The sequence below is a fragment of the Streptomyces sp. NPDC051576 genome, from assembly GCF_040681835.1.
In the GTDB taxonomy this organism is placed as follows: domain Bacteria; phylum Actinomycetota; class Actinomycetes; order Streptomycetales; family Streptomycetaceae; genus Streptomyces.
Window position 1 is genome coordinate 22,969 of record NZ_JBFAZO010000001.1, and the last position, 24,113, is coordinate 47,081.

The window sequence follows — 24,113 nt, forward strand, 5'->3', positions numbered from 1 at the left end:
AGCGTAGAAGTCATGACGACGTACGGATCCTTTCCCGGCTCGCGCCCCCGGCGGCTGCGGACCACCCCCGTCATGCGCCGCATGGTCGCCGAGACCCGGTTGCATCCCGCCGACTTCATCCTTCCGGCGTTCGTGCGGGAGGGAATCTCCGAGCCGGTGCCGATCTCGGCGATGCCCGGGGTCGTACAGCACACGCGGGACAGTCTGAAGAAGGCGGCCGCCGAGGCGGTGGCGGCGGGGATCTCCGGGATCATGCTGTTCGGGGTGCCGGAGGAGAGCAAGAAGGACGCGCTCGGGACGCCGGGGACCGACCCGGACGGGATTCTCCAGGTCGCGCTGCGGGATGTGCGGGCCGAGGTCGGGGACGAGCTGCTCGTCATGTCCGACCTGTGCCTCGACGAGACCACCGACCACGGCCACTGCGGTGTGCTGGACGAGCAGGGGCGCGTCGACAACGACGCCACGCTGGAGAGGTACGCCGAGATGGCTCAGGTGCAGGCCGACGCGGGGGCCCATGTCGTCGGGCCGAGCGGGATGATGGACGGGCAGATCGGGGTCGTCCGGGACGCGCTCGACCAGATCGGGCGGGAGGACGTGTCGATCCTCGCGTACACCGTGAAGTATTCGTCCGCGTTCTTCGGGCCGTTCCGCGAGGCCGTCGGTTCCTCGCTCAAGGGAGACCGCAAGACCTACCAGCAGGACCCGGCCAACTGGCGTGAGTCCCTGCGGGAGTTGGCGCTCGACCTGGAGGAGGGCGCCGACATGGTGATGGTGAAGCCGGCCGGGCCCTATCTGGACATCCTGGCCAAGGTCGCCGACGCGGTGGACGTGCCCGTCGCCGCCTACCAGATCTCCGGCGAGTACTCGATGGTCGAGGCCGCCGCCGAGAAGGGCTGGGTGGACCGGGACCGTGCGATCTTCGAGACACTGACCGGGATCAAGCGGGCCGGGGCGCGGAACATCCTGACGTACTGGGCCGTGGAGGCCGCGCAGAAGCTGCGCGACTGAGACAGAGGAGGGGCAGGGGAGGGGCGGGGGGACTCGGGGTGGACTGGTTTGTCGAACCGCTGCGCAAGTACGCGGTGTTCAGCGGGCGCGCGCGGCGCGGGGAGTACTGGACGTTCGTGCTCGTCGTCTACGGGGCGTACGTCGCGCTGGCCGGCCTCGGGGTCTCGGCCGAGTCCCCGGCTCTCGTCGTCGCCGCGTTCCTCGTCATCGTGGGGAGCCTGCTGCCCGCCGTGGCCGTCACCGTCCGGCGGCTGCATGACACGGACCGTTCGGGCTGGTGGTTCCTCATCGGCTTCGTGCCGTTCGTCGGCACCGTCGTCATGCTGGTCTTCCTGTGCACGGAGAGCGAGCCGGGCGAGAACCGGTTCGGCTCGTGCCCCAAGGTGATCCCCGCCCACCTCTGAGCACCGGCCGGTCGGCAACGCTTCGAGATCGTTCCGGCTTCGGGGCGATCTCGGTTCGGGGTGTGGCGGGGTGCTGGCCCGAAATCGCCGGTGATGATGGGGTGTTGTGCCCCGGAAACGCCATGTCCGTCCCGTGCTTATGCGGATTTGACGCGTCCGCATCAGCGTCCCTACGTTCTGCGCCTGGCCTGATCCGTTCCGGATGGTCTGGACGTCGATCCCTGGGGGACACCATGAGCTGGTTCATCGAAGTGCTGAAGAAGTACGCGGTATTCAGCGGGCGGGCGCGCCGCAAGGAGTACTGGATGTACGCGCTGTTCGTCATGATCATCGAGGCCGTACTGCTCGGCATCGGGTTCGCCATCAAGATGCCCGCCATCGTGGCCATCTTCTACGTCGCGATCCTGCTGCCCAGCCTGGCAGTCGGCGTCCGCCGCCTGCACGACACCGGCCGTTCCGGCTGGTGGCTGCTCTTCGGGATCGTGCCGATCGCCGGCCCCATCACCCTGCTGGTCTTCACCTGCTCGGACAGCGAGCCCGGCGACAACCAGTACGGCCCGAACCCGAAGGCCGTCGGCGGGGTTCCCGCGCACGTCTGATCATCCGCGCCACGAGGGCCCGTCAGGGCGTGGACCCCGCCGACGAGGTGGGGGTCGCGCCCGACGGGCCCTCGTCGCGTACGCCCATGCCGTCCTTGCATCCCGAGAGCAGCAGCGCGACGAGGACGGCCGCCGCGGTGGCCAGGAGACGGACGCGGGTGGTGCGGACGGGCATGGGTCTCCCCCTGTGGAAGCGAAGTGTCGTCGGACGCAGCTTGGGCGCTCGCGCGGGGCGGGCGCTACGGCTGCCGCCGGATTCGGGACGCCGTAACCGTCCCGCGGGTGCTGACCTGCGGGGACGCCGGGCTTCCCGGGCACGGCGTGGGACGCGGGGAAGGGCCCGGAGACTTCACAGCCACCGACCCGTGGACTTGGGCACCATCAAGTCCCGGCGGGAGTTAGGTTGTTGACCGCCGCTTGTGACCATCGCTCCGGTTGTCCTTCGAACGACCACTCTTCTGGGAGACGCCCATGTCCGGTGACGCCCTCAGCCAGGATCCCGCCGAGCTGAGAAGGAGGATCGACACCACCAAGGCCCACTCGGCCCGCGTCTACGACGTCTTCCTCGGCGGCAAGGACAACTACCCCGTCGACCGCGAGGCAGCCGCCGCCGCGCTCGCCGCCAACCCGCGCGGCTATCTCGACGTACGGCACAACCGGGACTTCATGCGCCGCGCGGTGACCCGGCTGTCGCAGGAGCACGGCATCCGCCAGTTCCTCGACATCGGCACCGGACTGCCCACCGCGGAGAACGTGCACCAGATCGCGCAGGGCGTCGACCCCGAGGCGCGGATCGTGTACGTCGACAACGACCCGGTGGTGCTGGCGCACGCCCGCGCCCTGCTCACCAGCAGCCCCGAGGGCCGTACCGACTACATCGACGCGGACCTGCGCCGGCCGGCCGACATCCTCGAACAGGCCGCCAAGACCCTCGACTTCAACGAGCCGATCGCCCTGATGCTGGTGGCGATCCTGCACTTCGTGGAGGACGACGAGGCGTACCCGCTGGTGCGCGACCTGGTGGATGTGCTGCCCTCCGGCAGCCACCTGGTGCTCAGCCACCTCACGGACGAACTCCACCCGATCCCGACCCGTGCGGTGCAACGGACGTACACGGAGCGGGGGTTCACCTTCGTGTTCCGCACGAAGGACGAGGTCGAGCGGTTCTTCACCGAGACGCCGGGCATCACCCTGGACGAGCCCGGTGTGGTCCCCGCCCACCACTGGCACCCGAGCCCGGCGCCCGCCCCGCCGGCGGTGGAGCAGGCGTACTTCGACAGCCTCGACGACATCGAGAAGATCACCTACCGGGACATCAACGATGTGACGGACGACGACATCAACGTGTACGGGGCGACGGGCCGCAAGGCCTGACCGGCCGGGGGCGGAATCCCGGGCTGTCCGGATCGCGAAAACGTGCTTGTAGGCGGCACCTACCTTTCTACGCTGTCCGGCATGACTGTCATCGAGCCCGCCCCCGCCCCTGCCGTTCTCCCGCCGCTCGCCGCGCGGGCCCGTGCGATCGGCGGTTCGCCGGTCCGGGACATCCTCGCCGTCACCGCCCGCCCCGAAGTGATCAACTTCGCGGGCGGGCTGCCGGCCCCCGACCTCTTCGACACCACCGGCATCGCCGCCGCGTACCGGGCGGTCCTCGCCGAGACGCCCGAGCGGGCGCTCCAGTACGCGACGACCGAGGGCGAGCCGGACCTGCGCGCCGCGCTCGCCGCGCGCACCTCGGCCCGCGGGCTGCCCACCGACGCCGCCGACCTCCTCGTCACCACCGGATCACAGCAGGCGCTCTCGCTGCTCGCGACCGCGCTGCTGGAACCGGGGGATGTCGTCCTCGTCGAAAGTCCCTGTTATCTGGCGGCACTTCAGGTCTTCGCGTTCGCGGGCGCCCGGGTCGTCGCCGTGCCGGGCGACGGCGAGGGGGTCGATCCCGAGGCGCTGGACGAGCTGGTGGTCCGGGAGCGGCCCAAACTGCTCTACACCGTGCCGACCTTCCAGAACCCCACCGGCCGCACCATGTCCGCCGCCCGCCGGGCCGAGGTCGCCGCCGTCGCCGCGCGGCGCGGGCTGTGGCTCGTGGAGGACGATCCCTACGGCGAACTCCGCTTCGAGGGCGAGCGGTTGCCGTGGATCGCCGCCCAGGAGGGCGCGACGGACCGTACGGTCCTGCTCGGTTCCTTCTCCAAGGTGATGGCCCCCGGTCTCCGTCTGGGCTGGCTGCGCGCGCCGGCCGAGCTGCTGCGGGCCTGCGTCGTCGCCAAACAGGCCGCCGACCTGCACACCCCGACCGTCAACCAGCTCGCCGCGGCACGGTACTTGGCGGACAACGACCTCGACGCGCATGTCGCGCGGGTCGCGGCCGCATACCGGGAGCGGCGTGACGCCATGCTCGCGGGCCTCGCCAACTCACTCCCGGAGGGGTCGAGTTGGGAGCGCCCCGAGGGCGGCATGTTCCTCTGGGCGCGGCTCCCGGAGTCGTACGACACGACGGACCTGCTGTCGCGGGTGGTGCGGCATGACGTGGCCTATGTGCCGGGTGCGCCCTTCTACGCCGGGGAGGCCGACCGGTCGACGATGCGGCTGTGCTTCGTGACGCAGACGCCGGAGCGGATCGGGGAGGGGCTGCGGCGGCTGGGGGAGGGGCTGCGGGCGGGGGTGCGTTGACTCGGGACGTCTCAGAGCCTTCCTCTTGGGAGTTCCTTTGTTCTTCGTTGCCTCGCATTGGGTTGCAGATGGCAATCGCAACGTGTGAGCCTCGTGGGGTTTGATCACTGAACGAGGGCGAACGGCCGTCCTGCGACGGGGGCTTGGTGGATACGGCGGCGAGTGGATCCGCGTCGGGGTTGCCGCGGTCGCGGTTGGCGGACATCGCCGATCAGACGGTGATCCGGACGGCGAGCGAAGAGAGCGCGCGGAGCGGCCCGGCCGATGGCGAGGCCGCGCGGGTGGCGGCGCGCCGACGGCGGTTCCTTGACCGGCTGGGTGAGTTCCGGCGGTCGCGGGTGCTGGTCCCGATGGGCCCGCTGACCGGGCCGGACGGTGCGGCGGAGGCGCCCCTGACCGTCGATGCGGGCGGGGTGCGGTGGATCCTCGCGTTCACCGGCGAGGGTGCGTTGGCCCGGTATGCGCTGGCCCGGGGAGAAGGCGGCCGGGGATGGCCGTACCGGGGCGTGTGGGGTGCCGCTCTGCTCGACGCGGCCGTACCGACCGTGGCCGGGTCGGGCGTGCCGTGCGGGGTGCTGGTGGACGTGGCGGACGGTGAGCGAGGGCTCGTGCTGCCGCCGGTGGTGGGGATCGTGCCCGAGGAAGTCGCGGTGGACGGACCGGAGTTGTCCGGTTCGCGGTCGGGCGAGGCGACGGCCACCGGGCCGGGCGGAGAGACGGGGCGGTAATGACGGCGGAGGTTCCCCAGGGTGGCGAAGGCGGTGCCGGGCCGGATCTGCAGGTCGTCGGGCTGGCGCTGATCGCCGACGGGATCGACAAGGCGCTGGCCGAGTTGGGGAAGCTGGGCTTTCTCGACAAGGTGGGCTGGTCGGGCGCGGGGCGCGGGTTCGACGACCTGGAGATGGACGGCCTGACGATCGGCGACGACGCCGTCGGAGCCGTCTTCCACTCGTTCTGCGAGCGCTGGCAATGGGGTGTGCGATCCCTCGTCAGTGAGGGAAACCGCTTCGCGGAATCGGTGGGTCTCGCCGCGGGGACGCAGTACCAGTCGGACCAGACCGTGAAGAACTCGCTCAAGGTCGGCCTGAACTCCCTGGAGGGAAACCCGTACGCCACGGAGGACCAGATCGAGAAGCAGAGCTGGGGCCAACTGGCGAAGCCCGCATGGCTGGACCCGGACTACAGCGCGAAGTCCTTCGAGGACGGTGCCGCAAACTCGGAACAGGTCCTCAAGGGAATGGCACGTGACGTGGCGACCGCGGAGGTCGTGCCCGGCGTGGAGGCGGCGCCCACCACCCTCGGCATGGACCAGGACGACTACGACGCCGCGGTGAGCAAGTCGCTCGGCCTCAAGCCGGAGGGCCAGGGCTGATGTCGATCTGGAGCAAGGGCAAGGGACTCTTCGACGACGCCAAGCGGGATGTGGGGCATGTCGTCGACGAGGGCGCCGATCTCACCGGCGACGTCCTCGACAAGGTCGGCGCGCACGGGACGGCCCAGAAGGTACGGGACGGCGGGGACCAACTCGCCTCCTATCTCGGCGCGCACGTCGCCGAACAGCAGCTCGGGCCGGATGCCGAGCCGAGTGGCCTGATCCACGGCAAGCCGGCGACGATCCGCGAGAAGGCCACCCATCTGCTGGCGTTCGCCACGGCCTTCGACGAGGTCGGCGTCGGCATGAAGGCCGTGGACTCGGCGGGCTGGAAGGGCGAGGCGGCGAACACCTTCCGCGAGAAGTTCGCCCTGCACCCGACCAAGTGGCTCCAGGCGGGAGCGGCCTGCTCGGACGCGGCCACGGCACTGAACGCCCTGGCCGACACGGTCGAATGGGCGCAGAAGCAGGCCGAGGAGGCCATCCGCCTGTACAAGAAGGGCAAGTCCGCCTCCGACGCGCACAAGAAGCAGGTCGACGCCTACGACCTCAAGCTGGAGCAGGGCACCGAGGACCCCGGCCCGCTCCCGCCCGAGGAGGATCCCGGCGCGTCCTCGATGCGCGAGGCGCAGGACGTCCTCGACGCGGCGCGGCGGCAGCGGAACTCGATCGCCGCCGAGACGGAGACCAAGCTGAAGGCCGCGCTGGCGCACGCGCCGAAGGAGCCTTCGGTCGTACAGCAGCTGAAGCTGGACGGCGCGGATCTTCTGGAGGCCGGCAACGTCGATTCGGCGCATGTCGTCGGCGGTCTCGTCAAGGGCACGGCGGGCATCCTGAACTTCGCCCGCAGCCTCAACCCCATGGACCCCTACAACCTCACCCATCCGGCCGCCTTCCTGCAGAACAAGGTGCAGCTGCTCGGAGGTGTGGTCAGCCAGGCCACACATCCCGAACGCGCCCTGGAATCGGCCTGGAAGTCGTTCAAGTCGGACCCGTACAACTTCGGCGGGGAACTGATTCCCCAGGTTGCCCTGGCCGTGGCGTCGGACGGTGCGGGAACCGCGGCGGAGGAGGGCATGCTCGCCGCCGACGGTGCGGAGGCCGCGACGGCCGAAGAGGGCGCTCTGGCGGAGACCCCGAGCGCGGCCGAGAGCCAGGCCGCCGGGGATGTGGAGTCCGCGGGCACGGACCCGGTCAACCTGGCCACCGGCCGGATGTACCTGTCCCAGACGGACCTGTCGCTCCCCGGTTCGCTGCCGTTCGCCTTCAAGCGCCGGGTCGAGTCGGGCCGCGCGTACGGCCGCCTGCTCGGCCCCTCGTGGACGAGCACCGTCGATCAGCGCCTGGACATCACGTCGGCCGGCGTCACTTTCGTCCACGAGGACGGAATGCGCCTCCACTATCCGCATCCGGCACCGGGCCTGCCCGTCCTGCCCGGACACGGTCCGCGCTGGCCCCTGGACCGGGAAGCGGACGGCTACACCGTCACCGATCCGCAGACCCGGCAGGTGTGGCACTTCGCGGACCGCGACGAGAACCTGGCCGAACTCGTACAGATCGACGACGGCAACGGCCACTGGATCAGCTTCGAGTACGACGAGACGGGGACTCCGTCGGGCATCGCGCACAGCGCCGGACACCGGCTGCGGATCGACAGCGCCGACGGACTGATCCAGAGCGTGTGTCTGGTCGGCGGGAACGCGGACGGATCGGATCTCCCACTGATCCGGTACGGCTACACGCAGGGGAATCTCACCGAAGTCGTCAATTCGTCCGGGCTGCCTCTCGGGTTCGCGTACGACGAGGCGCTCAGAGTCACGTCGTGGACCGACACGAACGGACACGCGTACTCCTACGCATACGACGAAGCGAACCGGTGTATCGCGCAGGGCGGCTCCGCGGGCCATATGAGCCTGCGGCTGTCCTACGGCGAAAGGGACCCGGAAACCGGACTGCGCACCACGACGGCGACGAACGGCGACGGCGCTGTGCGCCAGTACTTCGTCGACGAACTGGACCACATCGTCGCCATCGTCGATCCCTCGGGAAACACCAGACGCTTCACGCGTGACCGGTTCAATCGCCTGCTGTCCGAGACCGACGCGGTAGGCCGCACCACGTCCTTCCGGTACGACGAGGCGGGGAACCCGACCGAGATCACCCGCCCGGACGGCCGTAGCACCACCCTCTCCTACGACGACCGCGGACTCCCCACGCGGATAGTGCGCCCCGATGGAAGCGCGATTCGTCAGGAATTCGACGAACGCGGCAACCGGGTTCTGGTGGCCGACTCGGCAGGCGGCACGACCCATTTCACGTACGACGATTCCGGGCACTTGTCCGAGCTGCGTGACCAGCACGGCCGAGTGACCCGCATACGCTCCGACTCGGCAGGACTGCCCGTCGAGGTACGTGATCACGCGGGAAATGTCATGCGGTACGAGCGGGATTCGCTCGGCCGCATCGTGTCCGCCACGGACCCGCTGGGACAGACCGGGAAGATCGAATGGTCCGTCGAGGGCAAGATCACCCGCCGAGTGCATCCGGACGGAACCGAGGAGAGCTGGACCTACGACGGCGAGGGAAACTGCCTCACCCACACGGACACCATGGGGGGAGTCACCCGCTTCCGGTACTCCCCTTTCGACCTGCTGACCGAACGTGTCGAGCCAGACGGCTCCCGCTATGAGTTCGCGTACGACAACGATCTGCGACTGACAAGGGTGACGAACCCCGCCGGTCTGGTCTGGACGTACGAATACGACGCGGTCGGCCGACTGACCAGCGAGACCGATTTCGGCGGCCGGGTCAACCGCTACTCCTACAACGCGGCCGGGGACCTGATCTCCCGTACGAACGCGCTCGGACAGACCGTCTCCTTCGAGCACAACGAACTGGGGCAGGTCGTCCGGAAAAGCGTCGACGGCGAGGTGATGACGTACACCTACGACTTCACCGACCAGATCGCCCAGGCCGCCAACGCCCACACGAACCTGAACCTCCTCCGTGACCGGCACGGGCGCGTGGTCTCCGAGCGGATCAACGACCGCGAAGTGGCCTACCGGTACGACGAGTTCGGAAAGCTGACGGGCCGTACGACGCCGGCGGGCGTGGAGAGTGCCTGGGAATACGACTCCGCGGGACAACTCCACCGGTTCACGGCGGACGGACGCGTCGTCGCGCTGGAGTACGACCGGGTCGGCCGCGAAATCGGTCGCCGATTCGACGACTCCCTGAGTATTTCCCGGTCCTTCGACGAGATGAACCGGCTGACCTCGCAAGCCGTGGAGCACCCGCTGGGGCGTCTCCAGTCGAGGGCCTATGAATATCGCGCGGACGGCAGCGTGACCAAGGTCCTTGACGAGTTGAACGGGGTCCGTGAGTACGAACTGGACCCGGTGGGGCGGGCTACTCGGGTAAGCGGGGACGGGTGGGTCGAGTCGTACGCGTACGACAAAGTCGGCAACCAGGTCAAAGGTCACTGGCCGTCGCGTCAGTTCGGTGACGACGGCTGCGGTGATCGCACATATCAGGGCGCCGATGTCGTCGGCGCCGGCCGAATCCGGTACGAGCACGACGCCGCCGGACGTGTCGTTCTCCGCCAGAAGACCCGGCTCTCCCGCAAGCCGGACACCTGGCGCTACAGCTGGGACGCGGAGGACCGCCTCACCCAGGTCGTCACCCCGGACGGCACGACCTGGCGGTACCAGTACGACGCTCTGGGCAGACGCACGAACAAGCAGCGCCTCGCGGAGAACGGCGTGGACGTGCTGGAGCGGGTGGACTTCACGTGGGACGGCACGTGGCTCTGCGAACAGACGACCAGTTGGGGGAGTTCGAGCGACGCGGTCACCCTGACGTGGCATCTCCACGGCCCGGAAGCGGTCGCCCAGAGCGAGCGCAGGGTGACGGCGTCGACCTCGCAGGTCTCGCAAGCCTCGCAGGCCTCGCAGGAGGAGATCGACGCCCGGTTCTTCGCCATCGTCTCCGATGTCTCGGGAGCCCCCAGCGAACTGGTCGGGGAATCAGGGGACATCGCCTGGAGAGCACGGGCCACACACTGGGGCAAGGTGTCCTGGGCGGCGGAAAGTCATGCCTACACACCCCTACGTTTCCCCGGCCAGTACTTCGACTCCGAGACGGGCCTGAACTACAACTACCTCAGGTACTACGACCCCGAAGTCGGCCGCTACGTCAGCCAGGACCCCCTCGGCCTTGCCCCGGCGGCGAATCCCGTCACGTATGCGGACCGGCCTCAGGTGGCGTGCGACCCGCTGGGCCTGGCTCCGCAGAAGTCAATTGTGCCGCCGAAGCCGTATGAGACGGCCAATCTGGCCGACTTGGCGAAGCAGATCAATCCTGAGGGAGGGATGCAGAACTGCACCTATGTCGGGGAAGCGCTGGACCGATATCTTGCCGGTGAGGGAATCAAGCCCGTCCCCGGAGATATAGGTGGCTTGCAGTCCCTTGACCGACTGGAGAGTGTCTATGGCAGGAGCTTCGAGGACAAGAGTTTCTGGGACATGGTCGACCATGTCAGGAATTCCGGAGACGGTGCTCGCGGTATAGTGGCCGGGCTGCCCGAAAGCGGGGCGGGTCACGTGTTCAATATCGTGAACTCGCAGGGTCGGGTATTTTTCCTTGACGCGCAGACCGGATTTGTGGATCCGGCCCTGTTCAAGACATTCAAGCTGATGAGGACAAATTGATGTACACGATGGAGCAAGCGGAGCGGCTGGCGGCTGAGTTCCTCCGTCAGAAGAGTGCTGGTTGGGATAATGAAGTCGCTCTGTTTGAAGAGGATGAATGGAAGGCGCGGAAGGGTGAGTCATTCTTCTTCAATTTCCAGTCGGTGAAGTATATTGCCACCCGGGATGACAAGTACTTCCTCTATGGGCCCACTTTTATCTCTGTGCACAGCGAAACCGGGGAATGTCGATTCCTCGGTATCCAGGAATGTCTGTCAGTGGACCCGTTCAACCGGCGTCAGTGATCAGTCCCACCAGAAATGCCAGACGCGCTCGCCGATCAGCTTCCCTGCGTACGCCTCAAGGTCGTCGATGCCACCGATGTTGTCGGGACAGAAGGCGAAGTGCTCGTCGGCCACTTCCTCGGCCTCGTCGAGGTCGGCGGGCGGCGCCGCCACGGACACGGTCAGCCAGTCGTAGCCGAGGGCCACGAGCCGTACGCCGAAGCGGTCCTCCCAGGAGCGGAGTACGGCGCAGAGCCGGGCCACGTCGTTCTCGTGGTTGGCCGGGCCCATCCAGCCGATGGCCGCCGGGATGTCCGCGCTGCGGCGGGCCGGTACCAGCGCGAGCCGCGGCTCCTCGACCCCGGGCCCGCCACCCGCAAGGGAGTTGGCGATCTCGGCGGCCCGCTCATCGGGATCGGCCTCCGACGTGAGTGGTTCGGCGAGGCCGGGCCACTCGTCGCCCTCCTCGGTGAACTCCTCCCAGAGTTCCTCCAACACCTCGTCGGCGTCGTGGTCCCCGGGGTACGACGCCTCCTCGGGACTCAACTCCCACCTCTCCGGCCCGCCTTGGTCGCCCCCGACCTCCAACACGACGGGAAGCAGACCGGCCTGACGCGCCGTCTGGCGCAGCGCGGACCACGCGCCCGGTATCGCCCGCTCGTCCGCGAGCCACAACAGCGGCTCGGACCAGGGGCCTTCGTCGGTCTCGTCGATCAGTCGGCCGGCCGGAAGTTCGAGACCGAGGGCCGCGAGCCTCGGCAGCGGGTTGGGAAGAGTCGCCATGATCAGAGACTGTAGAGGCGACCACTGACATCGCTCACCGGGATGTGGTGAAGGCCGCCCAGGCGGTGGGGGTGATGGTGAGGGTGGGGCCGGTGGCTTCCGGGTTCTTGGAGTCGCGGATGTGGATGGTGTGGGGGCAGGTGGCGATCTCGACGCACGCTCCGCCCTCACTGCCGCTGTAGCTGGACTTCCGCCAGGCGTAGGCGACTTCGAGACACTGGCCGCCTTCGCTGCTGCTGTAGCTCGACTTGAACCACTGAAGTGCCGTGCTCATTAGTCTCCTAGCAGACGGTCCAGCAGGCTTCTGGAGTCCTCGATGGTGAGGGCCTGCGTCCGCAGCATCGCATATTTGCGCGCCAGAATGGACACCTCATCCGGGTTGGAAACCCACTGGCTGCCGCGTTGAGACTCGGTGTAGGCGAGGTGTTGGTGGTCGGGTGTCTCCAGGAGGGTGAAGGCGCCTGCATCCCCCGCGTGCGAGGTTCGACTCAGCGGCAGGATCTGGAAGGACAGGCCCGGGAGCGCGGAGTGTTCGCGCAGGGACCGCAGTTGGTTGAGGTGCGTCTCGCGACCTCCGTTGGGCCACAGCAGCGCGGGTTCCCAGACGACGAAGCTGAGCGTCGGGGGAACCTTGCGCTCCAGGATTTCCTGGCGGCTGATGCGGCCCGCGATCTTCGTCTCCAACTCGTCCTCGTCGTACGAGGGAACGCGACCGCTCAGCAGCGCCCGGGCGTACGCCTCGGTCTGAAGTAGACCGGGAACGACCAAGGTGTCGTACCACGACAGGGCGATGGACCCGCGCTCGTGCAGGATGTACTCCTCGGCGAATACCGGAAACTGGTCGATCTCCGGCAGATTCTCGACCCCCGCCTCCAACGTGCCCTTCGTGTCGAGGATTCGGTCCAGCGTCTTGGCGAGGTCCGACAGCAAGGGCCGCCTGCCTTGCTCGATCGACGCGATGGTCTCCTCGTCGATCATCGCCAGCTCGGCGAGGGCGCGTTGGGTGAGCCCCGCCGCCATGCGGGCCGCCTGTAGCTGCTTGCCCAGCATCCGCATCGTCGAGCGGTTCTTCTTGGAATTCATGCTGTGGTGCTCCCCATATCCACCCGTCACCGACACTGCGCCAACCCGTACTCCGCCCGTACAAAATCACGCACGGGGCTCACGCCCTGTCAACACTAGTGACGCTACGCAACTCTTGTCCCGTGAACCTGAGTCAGAAGTTCTTCCGGCGCGAACGCCGGTCCGTACCCGCCGCCCGGCACTTCGCGCACGCGTTCCTCGTGGAGTGCGGACTCGCCGAGGCCGAGCGCGGCGGTGATGTGCTGCTGTGCGTCAGCGAGTTGGCGACCAACGCGCTGGTGCACGGGGTGCCGGCCGGGCGGCAGTTCCGGGTGGTGCTGCGGTACGACGGCCGGATGGTACGGGTCGAGGTGCATGACAGCGGGGGTGGTGTTCCGCGAGTGGACGCGCATCCCGAGGACACGGACGAGGGTGGGCGCGGGTTGCTGCTCGTAGCGGCGCTGTCCGACAAGTGGGGGGTCGGGGAGCGGGAGTTGGGCAAGGTGGTGTGGGCCGAGTTCGGGTGCGAGGGCGCCCTGACACATCGAACACACCCATGGCTGAAGGCGTGATGAAGCTTCTCCTCACCGACTCAGGTGTCAAGAACGCGAGCATTCTGGCGGCGCTGGTCGATCTTCTGGGCAAGCCGATCGACGAGGCCGACGCGCTGTGCATTCCCACGGCGGGGTACGGGGGTCCGTACGGCGATCCGGGTGGGCCGTGGCGTTTCATCAGCGGGCAGTCCCCCAGTCCCATGACCGGGTTGGGGTGGAGATCGGTGGGTGTGCTGGAGCTCACCGCGCTGCCCGGCATCGACAGGGAACGCTGGGTCTCCTGGGTCCGAGAGGCGGACGCGCTGCTGGTGAACGGCGGCGACGCGCTGTATCTGTGCCACTGGATGCGGGAGTCCGGACTGGCCGACCTCCTCCCGTCGCTGCGCGACACGGTCTACGTGGGGCTCAGTGCCGGAAGCATGGCGCTGACGCCCCGCATCGGCGAACCCGCACGTCGACAGCCCGGGCTGCCCGGAGAACACCATGGCCGAGGCGGAACGGTGGGCCGCCGGGACGGACGGTCCGGCGTACGCCATCGACGCTCAGACCGCCATCAAGGTGACCGACGGCGTCGCCGAGGTCGTCTCCGAAGGGCGCTGGAAGCTGTTCAACCCGGCCGTGACGAAGGGCGATCGAGCGGGCGCGCGACGCCGCTGAACAGTGCCCCACGGAACCATGAACTCCGCAAGCGCGAGCACAACCGCCCATACTCCCCACTGGTGACTCGGGGTGGTCGGAAACCCATGCTTCACGCTTCATCGGCACCGCGGTGGCCGCGTCGGTCGCCCTGCCCGTCACCGCGAACGCCGCGACCGCACCGGCGACCGTGGAGAGGACGGTCGACGACGGATCCTGTACAAGGCGGCGGCCGGTCAGATCAACAAGGTGGGTATCAAGGCGAGTTCGGCCAACGGCGTCGATGTCACCAAGATCTCCTGCACGCGGTCCGGTGCGTCGGGCGGCTCCTCGTACGCCGTCCTCGGGGTCTCCCTCGGCGACGGCAACGACAGCATCACCTACGACAACGCCACCGGCCAGGCCGCCAACTCGGCCTTGCTGATGCTGGGTTCGGGCAACGACAAGGCCGCCGACGACACCATCACGGTCGGCACCGACGCCATCGTCTTCGGCGACGACGGCAACGACACCGTCCACCTCGGCGCCCGCTCCGACGCGTACATCTTCACGGGCGACGACACGGTCTACGCCGACGGCGCCGACAGCAGCGTGTACGCGGGCCCTGACAACGGCACCGTCTACGGCGGCCTCGGCGACGACATCATCTACGGCAACGACGGCAACGACACCCTGTACGGCAACGGCGGCGACGACGTGATCTCCGGCGACGCGGGCAACGACAAGCTGTACGGCGGCCCGGGCCGGGACAAGCTGTCGGGCGGCACGGGCACGAACGTCGTCCTCCAGGACTGAAGGGCTTGTCCGCTCACTTCCCCGTCTGGCGCGCCATCGCGGTGAGTGCCTCGCCGCGCGGCATCGCGAGCAACGTGTCGAACAGGCCCCGGTAGTGGTCGCTGGGGATGTGGGTGGGCCCGTTGCGCAGATTGTCGAGGGCCGCGCGGGCGACGTCGTCCGGGGACATCAGGTCGTGGAGGGTCGCGGGGTCGATGCCCTGGTTGCGAGGGGCCTCGGTGTCGGTGGCGCCCGGGCAGAGGGTCAGGACGTCGACGCCGCTCGGGGCGAACTCCGCCCACAGGGCCTCCCCGAGGGCGACGACGTACGCCTTCGTGGCCGAGTAGCCCGCCGAGTACGGGCATCCGATCAGGCCCTCCACCGAGCTGGTGAAGATCACGCCTCCGCGCCCGCGCCGCTTCAGGCGCGGGGCGAGGCCGTGCGCGAGCTGGGTCGGGGCCTGGCAGTTGACCATGAGCATGGAGGAGAGGGTCGCTGAATCGCCTTCCTCGAAGGGGCCCTTGACCCCGAACCCGGCGTTGCTCACCAACAGGCCGACGTCGAGCCCCGACACCGCGTCCAGGATCTCCCCGGCCGCCGCCGGGTCCGCGAGGTCGGCGGGCACGACGGTGACCTCGACGCCGTGGGCGGCGCGCAGGGTGTCGGCGAGTTCCTTGAGGCGGTCGTGACGGCGGGCCACGAGGACGAGGTCAAGTCCGCGACCGGCCAGTTCCGTTGCGAACGAGCGGCCGATCCCAGAGGAGGCTCCGGTGACCACGGCCACCGGACCGTACTGCCGCAGGAAGTCATCCATCAACGCCAACTCCTTGTCACTGCCTGGCTCTTCAGGCGATCTGGGTTCCGCCGTCGACCGACAGCACCTGTCCGGTGATGAAGGCGGCGGGTTCCGAGGCGAGATAGACGGCCGCCGCCGCGACCTCGTCGGGGCGGGCGGTACGGCGTTCCAGGAGGGTACGGCGGCCGACCGAACGCATCTCCTCCGCGCGGGTGTCCATCAGCCTCGCGAACAGCCCGTCGGGGTGCCAACGACTTCCCGCGCTGACGTCGTGCTCCGGGTCCTCGGGGAGAGTGCCGTACGGGGCGACGGCGTTGACCGTGATGCCGTACGAACCCACTTCCTTGGCAAGGACCTTGGTGAACGTGTGCACCGCGCCCTTCGTCGCCGAGTACACCGCCATCAGCGGGTCGCCGATGATGCCCGCCGTGGAGCCGATGTTCACGATCCGGCCGTCGCGGCGCTCGATCATTCCGGGCAGGACCGCGTGCGTGCAGTTGAGGGTGGTCGTGAGGTTGAGGGCGATGTCCCGTTCCCACGCGGCCGGTTCGGACTCCGCGAACGTGTCGAGCCCGGTGTTGCCGCCGACGTTGTTGACCAGCACGTCGATCGCGCCGAACCGCCGCAGCACGGCGTCCGTCATCCCGGCGACCTGCGCCCGGTCGGTGACGTCGGCGCGATGCCAGTAGGCGTCGGCGGCCCCGCTCTCCAGGAGCAGCTCGCGGACCCGCGTACCCTGCCGCTCGTCGCGTCCCACGATCGCCACCCGGGCGCTCTCCGCCGCGAACGCCAACGCCGTAGCGCGGCCGATGTTGGCGCCACCACCGGTGACCACGACCGCACGGCCGTCCAGTCCGGTTCTCAACTCGTCGCTCCTGCCTCGGCGTTCACACGCGGTTCGCGCAGTGAATCGCGTTCCGCGGGATCAAGGCAATCGGCTGAGTTGACACGTGGCACAGTCGGCTCAATCGGCGCGGTAAGTGGCCTGAGTTCGCGGGCCTGGTCACGTCGCTGTCAGCCGGACGTCAGCTTGCCCGGGCGGAAGAAGGGAGTTGGGGTGAGCGAGGCGCGGCTCCTCTTCAGTGAGCCGAACCCGGAACTCCGGGACAAGTCCTAGCGGCCCAACTTCCGCCGCACCCGCCGCACTTGCCGGTTGTCCGCGACCGAGTCGAGCAGGCGCCGCCCCGCACCGGCCTCGTATGCCGGGCCCTCCACGCGCAGCAGCGTGCCGTCGCGGACGACGGCGTAGGCGAGGGGGTTGGTGGTCTTGGGGAGGGCGACCGGGTGGCGGCCGGAGGGGAGCTTCAGGCTGGTGGGGAGGCGGAGGTAGGCGGTCGAACCCTCGGGGGTGGGGAGGAGGTCGGCCTGGACGGAGAGGGTCGCCACGGTGACCTTCATGCGGGCCGGGGCGGTGGCCGGTGTCGCCGCGATGTACGGCAGCGGGAGGGAGCGTGTGCCGCGCCCGGCGTTCGCCGCGGCGGCCGCAGCCGTGTCCGGTCCCAGCTTCCGCTGCCGTTGGTCCACATCCAGGGCGAGTTGGCCCTTGATCGTCCAGTACGGCAGGGCGAGCCGGCCGCCGGTCAGCGCCGGGCCGGCGGCCGGAGCGTCGGTGCCGGTCCCGCTCGTCACCCGCACCATCCGGTCCACGCCCAGCAGTTGGACGTACGCCCACACGTCGTGCACCCCGCGCTCCAACGGCCGCCCGCCCGCGAGCCGTTCGGGGTCGAGGCGCAGTCGGCCGGAAGCGATCACCTGCGAACGACCGTCGCCCAGAGGCTTCAGCCGCACCTCCAGGTCGCCTTCCGGATACCACCAGTCCTCGCGGTCCCGGTCCTTGACGACCAGTTCCGCGTACGCCAGCCGGAACGGGTCGGGGACCTCCCAGCCGTCCTCGGTGCCCGGCACTCCGGCGACCAACTCCGGGTCCAGCCACCGCTTTCCGTCCCGCTCGACGAGGACGAGCGGTTCGCCGTCGCCGCGCAGGAGGTCGAGGGTGACGTCGGCGGTCAGGAGGCCGTCCTCCCAGCGCAGGTCGCCGACCGTGCTGCGGGCCTTCACCTCGCGGACGCGCTCGGCGAGGGTGACCGCGCCGTCGAAGTCGCCTGCTTCCAGCAGCTCGGCGCGCAGTCGGGACACGGCGGGGAGGCCCTCCCGTACGGCCGGCGGGAACTCCTCGACCGCCACCTCCCGCGCCGCCTCGAAACGCTGCCGCTGCTCGGCCGGGTCCTCGCGGAGGATCTCGGGCTCACGGGTGCGGGAGAGGATCTCCACGTGGTAGAGGCGGTGGAGGAGGCGGTTCTGGAGCGCGTCGATGTCGTCGGACGCGGGCGTGCCGTCCTTGATCTGGCGGACGATCGTGCGGGTGTTGGGCCAGAAGCCGTGGCGCGGGTTGAAGCGGTGCTGGGTGTTGTTGCCGCCGTCGTCCCGCTTCATCCAGTAGTAGACGGGGTAGTCGGCGAGGATCGAGATGCGCTCCGCCTTGAGGTAGGCGGCGCTGACGAAGGCCAGGTCCTCCAGGATCCAGGGCCCCTCGGGGAAGCGGAGCCCGTGCTCCTCGACGAACGCGCGGCGGAACATCTTGTGCGGCGACATGCTCTGTGTCAGCTCGTCGTTCTCGATCGTGCAGGCGTCCACCGTGTGCCTGAACAGCCGCCGGGGCCGCACCATCGTGCTGGACATCTTGCCGAGGACGACGTCCGCGTCGTTGCGCTTGGCGTGGTCGTACAGCCGCTCCAGGGCCTCCGGCCCGAGCGTGTCGTCGTGGTCGACGAACTGGATGTACTCACCCTTGGCGTGCCGCATGCCGAGGTTGCGGGGTGCGCCGGGCCAGCCCGAGTTGGGCTGGGTGTGGACCTGGACGTTCGGGTGGCCGTCCGCGATCTTCTCCAGGCGGCTCAGCGTGTCGTCCGTCGAGCCGTCGTCGACGTAGATGACCTCGTACTCGTCGGCCGGGAGGCTCTGCCCCAGCAGTGACGGCGCGCACTCGTCGACGTACTTCCCGGTGTTGTAGACGGGGACGATGACGCTGACTTTGACTCTCGGCATTCCACGGACCTTACCTGGCGGTGAAAGCGCGGTGAACTGACGCTTACTGGCTTGCCGTGAGATGTGAGGCGTGCGGCTTTCGCCCCGGAGGCGCAGATGGTCACAGTCTGTGTGGTTGCTATGTACAGCCGGTTTCCGGAATGACCTTGACGGCCTTTATTTGACTCGTATTTAGTCTCCTCTTACGTCATTCACAGGGTCGCCTTACTTTGGCGCGCCCGGAAGGTCGACAAGGGGTGGGGTGTGCGTACACGTACGCATCTGGCCGGGGGGCTGGCCGGTCTGGCCGGGCTGTTCCTGGCCGCTATGGGGGTCGTGACCGTGGCATCGCCACCGGCGGTGGCGGCCACGTGCACGGCGGGGACGGCGAACGACTTCAACGGCGACGGAGTGACCGACACGGTCCTCGCGGACCCGGACGCCACGGTCAGCGGTGCCAAGAAGGCCGGGCTGGTGCGGGTGGTCCTCGGGGGTGGCAAGGGGGTGTCCGAGATATCCCAGGCAACCGCCGGGATGCCCGCGACACCGGAGGCCGGTGACGGCTTCGGGGCCTCCTACGACACCTACGACGCCGACGGCGACGGCTGCACCGACCTGGTGGTGGGAACGCCGACCGAGGACGTCGTGAAGGACGGGGTGAACCTCGTCGACGCCGGAGCGGTCTACGTGATCCACGGCACGCCCACCGGTATCGGCGCGGGCTCCACGATCGAGGGATACACGCAGGCCGGCTTCGACTCCAGCAGCTCCACCGAGGCGTACGACTGGTTCGGCTACGCCGTGGAGGCGGGCGCGAACGCGAGCGGCACGCCGTATCTGGTCATCGGGGTTCCCGGCGAGAACGTGACCGTGGGCAGCACCACCTACGGCGACGCGGGCTGCATCGAGTACCGCCAGGGCACCACCACGATCGGCATCAGCGAGAAGGATCCGGGAGTGCCCGGCGATGTCGAGACGAACGACAAGTTCGGCTACTCGCTGGCCGGGACCAACCGCTACTTCGCGGTCGGCAGCCCGGGTGAGGCCATCGGCACCGAGGAGTTCGCCGGCGGGGTCGCGGTCTTCAGCCACACCCTCTCAAGTGGCATGCCCACGCCACTCCTGGGCCTGGACCAGAACAGCACCGGGATCTCCGGCACGGCGGAGGCCGGTGACGGCTTCGGCACCTCGGTCTCCATGACCGGCTACCGGCCGAGCGACCAGACGTACAACTCCGATGTGCTGCTCGCCATCGGCATGCCGGGCGAGGACGTCGGGACGCTGGCCGACGCGGGCGGCGTCACGGTCGTACGCGTCCAGCCGTCCGGCGCCTTTACCCAGGTCAACGCGGCGGACGGCAACGCGACCGACGCCGAGGGCGACGCGGTCGCCGGTGACTTCATGGGCCAGCGGGTGGCGATCGCCAACACCGACACCACCGTCGTGACCGTCTCGGCCAACGTCCGCCTCGCCGTCGGCGAGCCCGGCAAGGACACGGCCACCGTCAAGGACGCGGGCGACATCCACATCTACCGGCCGCTCGACGCCGGCATGGGCACCGCCGACAAGGTGCTCACCCGTGGCTCCGGGCTGCCCGGCACGGCCACGGCCCGGGACTACACGGGCATCTCGCTCTCGGCCGGCAGCACCAACCTCTATGTGGGCGTGCCCTACAGCAAGGCATCGGACACCTCCAAGGGCGTCCTCTACGTCACGCGCTGGACCGACGTCGACGGCACCACGAGCGTCGGCACCACCACCTACCAGCCGGGCGTGAACGGTCTGCCCGACGCGGACACGGCACTCGGGGCGATCCGATGAGAAAGCGCACCACGATGAACACCCGTACCAGATCCGGTCACCGCCCCCTGATCGCGGCCGCCACCATCGCGGCCTTGCTGACCCCCGGCCTGACGGCCGCCCCCACCCCCGCCGCCGAGCGGACGTCGGCGGCCGACGCGAGCGGCACGTCGAGTACCTCGTCCCTCTCGCCGTCCGCCGCCCGCACCAAGGCCGCGAAGTCCGGCAAGGCCGTCGAGATCATGAGCCTGCGCGACGAACGCAGCACCACCGTCGCCAACCCGGACGGCACCTTCACCACCAAGCAGTACGTCCAGCCCGTCCGCACCCGGATCGACGGCAAGTGGACGGACATCGACACCACCCTGGTCCGGCGGAAGAACGGCACCCTCGCGCCGAAGGCCGCGCTCACCGCGATGTCCTTCTCCGGCGGCGGTGACACCACCTTCGCCACGATCCAGAAGGACGGCCACGCGCTGTCCCTGGACTGGCCGGCGAAACTGCCCGAGCCGAAGACCGACGGCTCGACCGCCACCTACCCGGACGTCCTGGACGGCGTCGACCTCAAGGTCACCGCCAGCGCCGAGGGCTTCTCGCACGTGCTGGTCGTCAAGACCGCGAAGGCGGCGGCCGACCCGGAGCTGGCGAAGCTCCAACTCCCCGTCGACACCGACTCGGTGACCCTCGCCGAGGACACCGACGGCGGCCTCACCGCCACCGACCCCGGCGCGGGCGGCGCGGTCTTCGAGGCACCGCAGCCGGTGATGTGGGACTCCAGCCACGGCACCGCACAGACGCCGGCCGCCGAGGAGAGCACCCAGACGCCTCCCGAGGGCGCCCAGGTCGCCGACGTCGGCGTCGACGTCAGCCCGGACGCCGTCACGCTGACCCCCGACCAGAGCCTGCTCACCGACAAGGACACCGTCTACCCGGTCTACATCGACCCGGTGGTCAAGACCGCCAGCCGCAGCAGTTGGACCATGGTGTCCTCGGCCAACTCCTCCGCGGAGTTCTGGAAGTTCGACGACGACGAGGGCGTGGGCCGGTGCCCCTCCGACGTGTCGGTCCGCTGCGCCAGTGCCACCGACGTCAAGCGGCAGTTCTTCGCGGTCCCGACCGGCACCTTCGAGGGCAAGGACATCATCGACGCCGAGTTCGCGGTGACGCAGGTGTTCACCTACAGCTCCGCCGCCCGGGAGGTGCAGCTCGCCCGGGTCAACAGCACCGGCGCGAGCGCGATCAGCTCCGCGACGAACTGGTCGAACCAGCCGTCCTCGAAGGCCACCGTCGACGCCAAGTCGCCCACGGACAACGCCGGTTCGTGCACCTCCACCAACCAGAACGTCCGCTTCGACGCGACGAGCACCGTGCAGACCGCCTCCGACAAGGGCTGGGGCACCACCACCTTCCGGCTGAAGGCCGCCAGTGAGTCGGACACCTCGTACTGGAAGCGGTTCTGCGGCAACGCCTACCTCTCGGTGAAGTACAACCGGCCCCCGCTGGAGCCGGACCAGGACTCCCTGACCATGAACCCCGGCGACAGCTGCGAGTACGGCAAGGCCACCGAGCACTACGTCACCCGGGCCCCGAAGGCGTACGCGGTCATCAAGGACTACGACCACGGCGACACCGGCTCCAACAGCGAGACCCTGCAAGCCCAGTTCAAGGTCTGGTGGACCAACTCGGCGGGTGACGAGGTCGTCCACTACGCGACCACCGCCAAGAAGACCACGGTCGACGCGAGCAAGGACGGCCAGACCGGACAGGCCACCTTCTCCTACACCATCGGCGACGATCTGTCGGGCGACGGCGAGGCCGGCTTCACGATCCCGCAGAGCAACACCACCATCGCGTGGGCGGTGCGCGGCTACGACCAGCAGTCCTACGGCGCCTGGTCGACCGACGGGACCCAGACCCGCTGCGAGTTCATCTTCGACACCGGCAAGCCCGACTCGGCCGTGATCACCTCGGCCGCGTACCCGGACGACGACGCCTGGCACACCGGCGTCGGCGACTACGGCGACTTCACCATGGACTCGCCGACCACCGACGTGGCGAGCTACACGTACTACTTCACCGGCCCGCAGGCCGACAACACGAAGAAGACGGTGCCCGCCGAGTCCACCGGCGGTCCGGCGACCGTCCGCTGGATGCCGCCGAGCGAGGGCTCGTACGCCCTGCACGTCACCGCCGTGGACGGCGCGGGCAACGCGCAGAGGACACCGACCGCGTACGTCTTCCTGGTCAGTGACGGCCGCGCGCCCGTCGCCGCCTGGACCCTCGGCGACGCCAAGGGCGCCACCAAGGCGGCCGGCAGCAGCGACACCCCGGACGCGACCGCGGGTTCCGGAGTGACCTTCGGCGTCGAGGGCCCCCTCGGTTCCACCGACACCGCCGCCTCCTTCGACGGCACCGAGAACGCCTACCTGGACTCGGGCACGGCCGGCGTCGACACCGGCAAGACCTTCTCCGTGAGCGCCTGGGTCATGCTGCCCACGCTGCCCACCGAGAACGTCACCGTCGTCAGCCAGGACGGCACCGCGCAGCCCGGATTCGAACTCGGCTACGACGTCGACACCGCGTCCTGGACCTTCCGCATCCCCGTCAGCGACATGGAGTCGCTCGGCACCTGGAAGGTCTCCGGCGCGGCGGCCGTCGCCGGCAGCTGGACCCACCTCATCGGGGTGTACGACGCCGAACTCGGCAAGATGATGCTCTACGTCAACGGCGTCCTCGTCGCCGACGACGTGCAGGCCCGCCACACCACGTGGAGCGCCACCGGCGGTGTGCAGATCGGCCGCAAGCTCGCCCTCGACGGCTACACCAACCAGCTCAAGGGCAGCGTCGCCGACGTCAAGCTGCACGACCGGGTCATCCCGCCCACCGAGGGCCAGGAGCTCGGCGGCATCCAGCCGCACCAACTCGCCTACTGGCAGCTCGACTCGGCCACCGGCGGAGTCTCCCCGGAGACGTCGGGCGGCACCGGGCTCACCCTCGGCGGCGGCGCCTCCATCTACGTACCGGACGATTCCTGCGACCCCGAGGCGGACCCGGACTGTCTGCCTCCCGCCGAACCCCTGTGGGGCGACGGGCACCTGGTGCTGAACGGCACCGACGCCTACGCCACCCGCGCGGCCACCGGACCGCTCACCGCTCAGGACAGCTTCACCCTCACCGCCCGTGCCCGGCTCGCCTCGGCGAACCCGACGACGGACGAGACGGTGCTGTCGCTGTCCGGCGCCAAGGGCAGCGCGATCAAGGTCAAGTACTCGGCGTCCCAGGCCCGTTGGCAGCTCGTGGTGACCGACGGCGACTCGGCCGCACCGGTGACCACCACCCTGCTCGACAGCGGCGACGCACCGAGTTCCACGGGCGACGGCGACCACCTCGCACTGGTCTACAACGCGGTCTTCGGCGATGTGCTGCTGTACGTCAACGGCGTCGCCGCCGTCGACGCCTCCTGGGACAACACCTGGGACTTCAGCACGACCAGCCTCCAGGTCGGCCGGGCGCTGACCGGCACGGCGGCGGGCGAGTACTTCTCCGGTGCCATGGACGAAGTGCGCATGTACCAGGGTCCGTTGGACGCCTCGCTGGTGGCGCTGGTCGCCGGTCTGCCGGGCGGTTCCAGCATCGACGAGACCTCGGCCTGAGCG

21 protein-coding genes and 1 pseudogene are annotated in these 24,113 nt (G+C 69.1%); 15 read left to right on the top strand and 7 right to left on the bottom strand.

Translation table 11 applies throughout. The features are described 5' to 3' along the window. Positions 1-12: 12 nt before the first annotated feature. From hemB to AB0M63_RS00115, 3 genes are all read left to right on the top strand, one after another. Complete coding sequence (gene hemB / locus AB0M63_RS00105) at positions 13-1,008, top strand: porphobilinogen synthase (RefSeq protein ID WP_355923351.1); 996 nt, start codon at positions 13-15, stop codon at positions 1,006-1,008. A 38-nt stretch (positions 1,009-1,046) separates the two neighbouring features. Continuing rightward, on the top strand, positions 1,047-1,412 hold the full coding sequence (locus tag AB0M63_RS00110) for a DUF805 domain-containing protein (protein ID WP_355923353.1): 366 nt from the start codon (positions 1,047-1,049) through the stop codon (positions 1,410-1,412). A 233-nt stretch (positions 1,413-1,645) separates the two neighbouring features. Beyond that, entirely contained in the window at positions 1,646-2,011 is a 366-nt protein-coding gene (locus AB0M63_RS00115) for a DUF805 domain-containing protein (RefSeq protein WP_355923355.1), read from the top strand. Positions 2,012-2,033: 22 nt separating this feature from the next. Here the strand turns inward: AB0M63_RS00115 and AB0M63_RS00120 are convergent, their stop codons facing one another. Continuing rightward, a complete protein-coding gene (locus AB0M63_RS00120) occupies positions 2,034-2,186 on the bottom strand; it encodes a hypothetical protein (RefSeq protein WP_355923357.1) in 153 nt (50 codons plus the stop codon). Between the two features lie 296 nt (positions 2,187-2,482). On the opposite strand from AB0M63_RS00120, the gene AB0M63_RS00125 reads away from it, so the two are divergent. The 6 genes from AB0M63_RS00125 (at position 2,483) to AB0M63_RS00150 (ending at position 11,049) form a co-directional block, all read left to right on the top strand. Continuing rightward, the gene (locus tag AB0M63_RS00125; protein ID WP_355923359.1) at positions 2,483-3,385 is read left to right on the top strand and encodes an SAM-dependent methyltransferase; all 903 of its coding nucleotides are present in this window, start codon (positions 2,483-2,485) and stop codon (positions 3,383-3,385) included. A gap of 81 nt (positions 3,386-3,466) precedes the next feature. Next, complete coding sequence (locus tag AB0M63_RS00130; RefSeq protein ID WP_366017816.1) at positions 3,467-4,684, top strand: PLP-dependent aminotransferase family protein; 1,218 nt, start codon at positions 3,467-3,469, stop codon at positions 4,682-4,684. Between the two features lie 218 nt (positions 4,685-4,902). Further along, a complete protein-coding gene (locus tag AB0M63_RS00135; protein ID WP_355923363.1) occupies positions 4,903-5,412 on the top strand; it encodes a hypothetical protein in 510 nt (169 codons plus the stop codon). After that, on the top strand, positions 5,412-6,056 hold the full coding sequence (locus AB0M63_RS00140; protein ID WP_355923365.1) for a hypothetical protein: 645 nt from the start codon (positions 5,412-5,414) through the stop codon (positions 6,054-6,056). The genes AB0M63_RS00135 and AB0M63_RS00140 overlap by 1 nt, the downstream gene beginning before the upstream one ends. Then, entirely contained in the window at positions 6,056-10,765 is a 4,710-nt protein-coding gene (locus AB0M63_RS00145; protein ID WP_366017817.1) for a putative T7SS-secreted protein, read from the top strand. Before AB0M63_RS00140 ends, AB0M63_RS00145 begins: the two co-directional genes overlap by 1 nt. Then, the gene (locus tag AB0M63_RS00150) at positions 10,765-11,049 is read left to right on the top strand and encodes a hypothetical protein (RefSeq protein ID WP_366017818.1); all 285 of its coding nucleotides are present in this window, start codon (positions 10,765-10,767) and stop codon (positions 11,047-11,049) included. The genes AB0M63_RS00145 and AB0M63_RS00150 overlap by 1 nt, the downstream gene beginning before the upstream one ends. Here AB0M63_RS00150 and AB0M63_RS00155 read toward each other — a convergent pair whose 3' ends face one another. Genes AB0M63_RS00155 through AB0M63_RS00165 form a run of 3 tightly spaced genes read right to left on the bottom strand, consistent with a single transcriptional unit; the run spans position 11,050 to position 12,894 of the window. Next, positions 11,050-11,811 (bottom strand): DUF4253 domain-containing protein, encoded by a 762-nt coding sequence (locus AB0M63_RS00155; RefSeq protein WP_366017819.1) that lies wholly within the window; start codon positions 11,809-11,811, stop codon positions 11,050-11,052. Between the two features lie 34 nt (positions 11,812-11,845). Next, a complete protein-coding gene (locus AB0M63_RS00160; protein WP_366017820.1) occupies positions 11,846-12,085 on the bottom strand; it encodes a DUF397 domain-containing protein in 240 nt (79 codons plus the stop codon). Continuing rightward, a complete protein-coding gene (locus tag AB0M63_RS00165; RefSeq protein ID WP_366017821.1) occupies positions 12,085-12,894 on the bottom strand; it encodes a helix-turn-helix transcriptional regulator in 810 nt (269 codons plus the stop codon). The genes AB0M63_RS00160 and AB0M63_RS00165 overlap by 1 nt, the downstream gene beginning before the upstream one ends. Before the next feature lie 122 nt (positions 12,895-13,016). Between AB0M63_RS00165 and AB0M63_RS00170 the strand changes: the two genes are divergently transcribed. The 4 genes and pseudogenes from AB0M63_RS00170 (at position 13,017) to AB0M63_RS00185 (ending at position 14,858) form a co-directional block, all read left to right on the top strand. Further along, entirely contained in the window at positions 13,017-13,445 is a 429-nt protein-coding gene (locus tag AB0M63_RS00170) for an ATP-binding protein (RefSeq protein WP_366017823.1), read from the top strand. Then, positions 13,445-13,807 (top strand): annotated as a pseudogene (locus AB0M63_RS00175) (peptidase E); the annotation flags it as partial. The gene AB0M63_RS00170 and the pseudogene AB0M63_RS00175, both read left to right, overlap by 1 nt. 103 nt (positions 13,808-13,910) lie before the next feature. After that, the gene (locus tag AB0M63_RS00180) at positions 13,911-14,084 is read left to right on the top strand and encodes a hypothetical protein (protein ID WP_366017825.1); all 174 of its coding nucleotides are present in this window, start codon (positions 13,911-13,913) and stop codon (positions 14,082-14,084) included. Positions 14,085-14,312: 228 nt separating this feature from the next. Next, positions 14,313-14,858 carry a calcium-binding protein gene (locus AB0M63_RS00185; RefSeq protein ID WP_366017827.1) on the top strand — a complete coding sequence of 182 codons (546 nt, stop codon included), beginning with the start codon at positions 14,313-14,315 and terminating at the stop codon, positions 14,856-14,858. A gap of 13 nt (positions 14,859-14,871) precedes the next feature. On the opposite strand, the gene AB0M63_RS00190 is transcribed toward AB0M63_RS00185, so the two are convergent. From AB0M63_RS00190 to AB0M63_RS00200, 3 genes are all read right to left on the bottom strand, one after another. Further along, positions 14,872-15,651, bottom strand: a complete 780-nt coding sequence (locus AB0M63_RS00190) for an SDR family NAD(P)-dependent oxidoreductase (RefSeq protein ID WP_366017829.1) — start codon at positions 15,649-15,651, stop codon at positions 14,872-14,874. Positions 15,652-15,682: 31 nt separating this feature from the next. Further along, complete coding sequence (locus AB0M63_RS00195; RefSeq protein WP_366017830.1) at positions 15,683-16,498, bottom strand: SDR family NAD(P)-dependent oxidoreductase; 816 nt, start codon at positions 16,496-16,498, stop codon at positions 15,683-15,685. 248 nt (positions 16,499-16,746) lie between these two features. After that, complete coding sequence (locus AB0M63_RS00200) at positions 16,747-18,678, bottom strand: glycosyltransferase family A protein (protein ID WP_366017831.1); 1,932 nt, start codon at positions 18,676-18,678, stop codon at positions 16,747-16,749. 243 nt (positions 18,679-18,921) lie between these two features. Here AB0M63_RS00200 and AB0M63_RS00205 point away from each other — a divergent pair, with 243 nt between their 5' ends. Both AB0M63_RS00205 and AB0M63_RS00210 read left to right on the top strand, forming a co-directional pair. Beyond that, a complete protein-coding gene (locus AB0M63_RS00205) occupies positions 18,922-20,478 on the top strand; it encodes an integrin alpha (RefSeq protein WP_366017832.1) in 1,557 nt (518 codons plus the stop codon). A gap of 14 nt (positions 20,479-20,492) precedes the next feature. Next, on the top strand, positions 20,493-24,110 hold the full coding sequence (locus tag AB0M63_RS00210; protein WP_366017833.1) for a LamG-like jellyroll fold domain-containing protein: 3,618 nt from the start codon (positions 20,493-20,495) through the stop codon (positions 24,108-24,110). Positions 24,111-24,113 lie beyond the last annotated feature (3 nt).

Coding starts and splice junctions, on each gene's coding strand:
- hemB (WP_355923351.1), top strand. CDS start 13: ATGACGACGTACGGATCCTTTCCCGGCTCGCGCCCCCGGCGGCTGCGG.
- AB0M63_RS00115 (WP_355923355.1), top strand. CDS start 1,646: ATGAGCTGGTTCATCGAAGTGCTGAAGAAGTACGCGGTATTCAGCGGG.
- AB0M63_RS00120 (WP_355923357.1), bottom strand. CDS start 2,186: ATGCCCGTCCGCACCACCCGCGTCCGTCTCCTGGCCACCGCGGCGGCC.
- AB0M63_RS00125 (WP_355923359.1), top strand. CDS start 2,483: ATGTCCGGTGACGCCCTCAGCCAGGATCCCGCCGAGCTGAGAAGGAGG.
- AB0M63_RS00130 (WP_366017816.1), top strand. CDS start 3,467: ATGACTGTCATCGAGCCCGCCCCCGCCCCTGCCGTTCTCCCGCCGCTC.
- AB0M63_RS00140 (WP_355923365.1), top strand. CDS start 5,412: ATGACGGCGGAGGTTCCCCAGGGTGGCGAAGGCGGTGCCGGGCCGGAT.
- AB0M63_RS00145 (WP_366017817.1), top strand. CDS start 6,056: ATGTCGATCTGGAGCAAGGGCAAGGGACTCTTCGACGACGCCAAGCGG.
- AB0M63_RS00150 (WP_366017818.1), top strand. CDS start 10,765: ATGTACACGATGGAGCAAGCGGAGCGGCTGGCGGCTGAGTTCCTCCGT.
- AB0M63_RS00155 (WP_366017819.1), bottom strand. CDS start 11,811: ATGGCGACTCTTCCCAACCCGCTGCCGAGGCTCGCGGCCCTCGGTCTC.
- AB0M63_RS00160 (WP_366017820.1), bottom strand. CDS start 12,085: ATGAGCACGGCACTTCAGTGGTTCAAGTCGAGCTACAGCAGCAGCGAA.
- AB0M63_RS00165 (WP_366017821.1), bottom strand. CDS start 12,894: ATGAATTCCAAGAAGAACCGCTCGACGATGCGGATGCTGGGCAAGCAG.
- AB0M63_RS00180 (WP_366017825.1), top strand. CDS start 13,911: ATGGCCGAGGCGGAACGGTGGGCCGCCGGGACGGACGGTCCGGCGTAC.
- AB0M63_RS00190 (WP_366017829.1), bottom strand. CDS start 15,651: ATGGATGACTTCCTGCGGCAGTACGGTCCGGTGGCCGTGGTCACCGGA.
- AB0M63_RS00200 (WP_366017831.1), bottom strand. CDS start 18,678: ATGCCGAGAGTCAAAGTCAGCGTCATCGTCCCCGTCTACAACACCGGG.
- AB0M63_RS00210 (WP_366017833.1), top strand. CDS start 20,493: ATGAACACCCGTACCAGATCCGGTCACCGCCCCCTGATCGCGGCCGCC.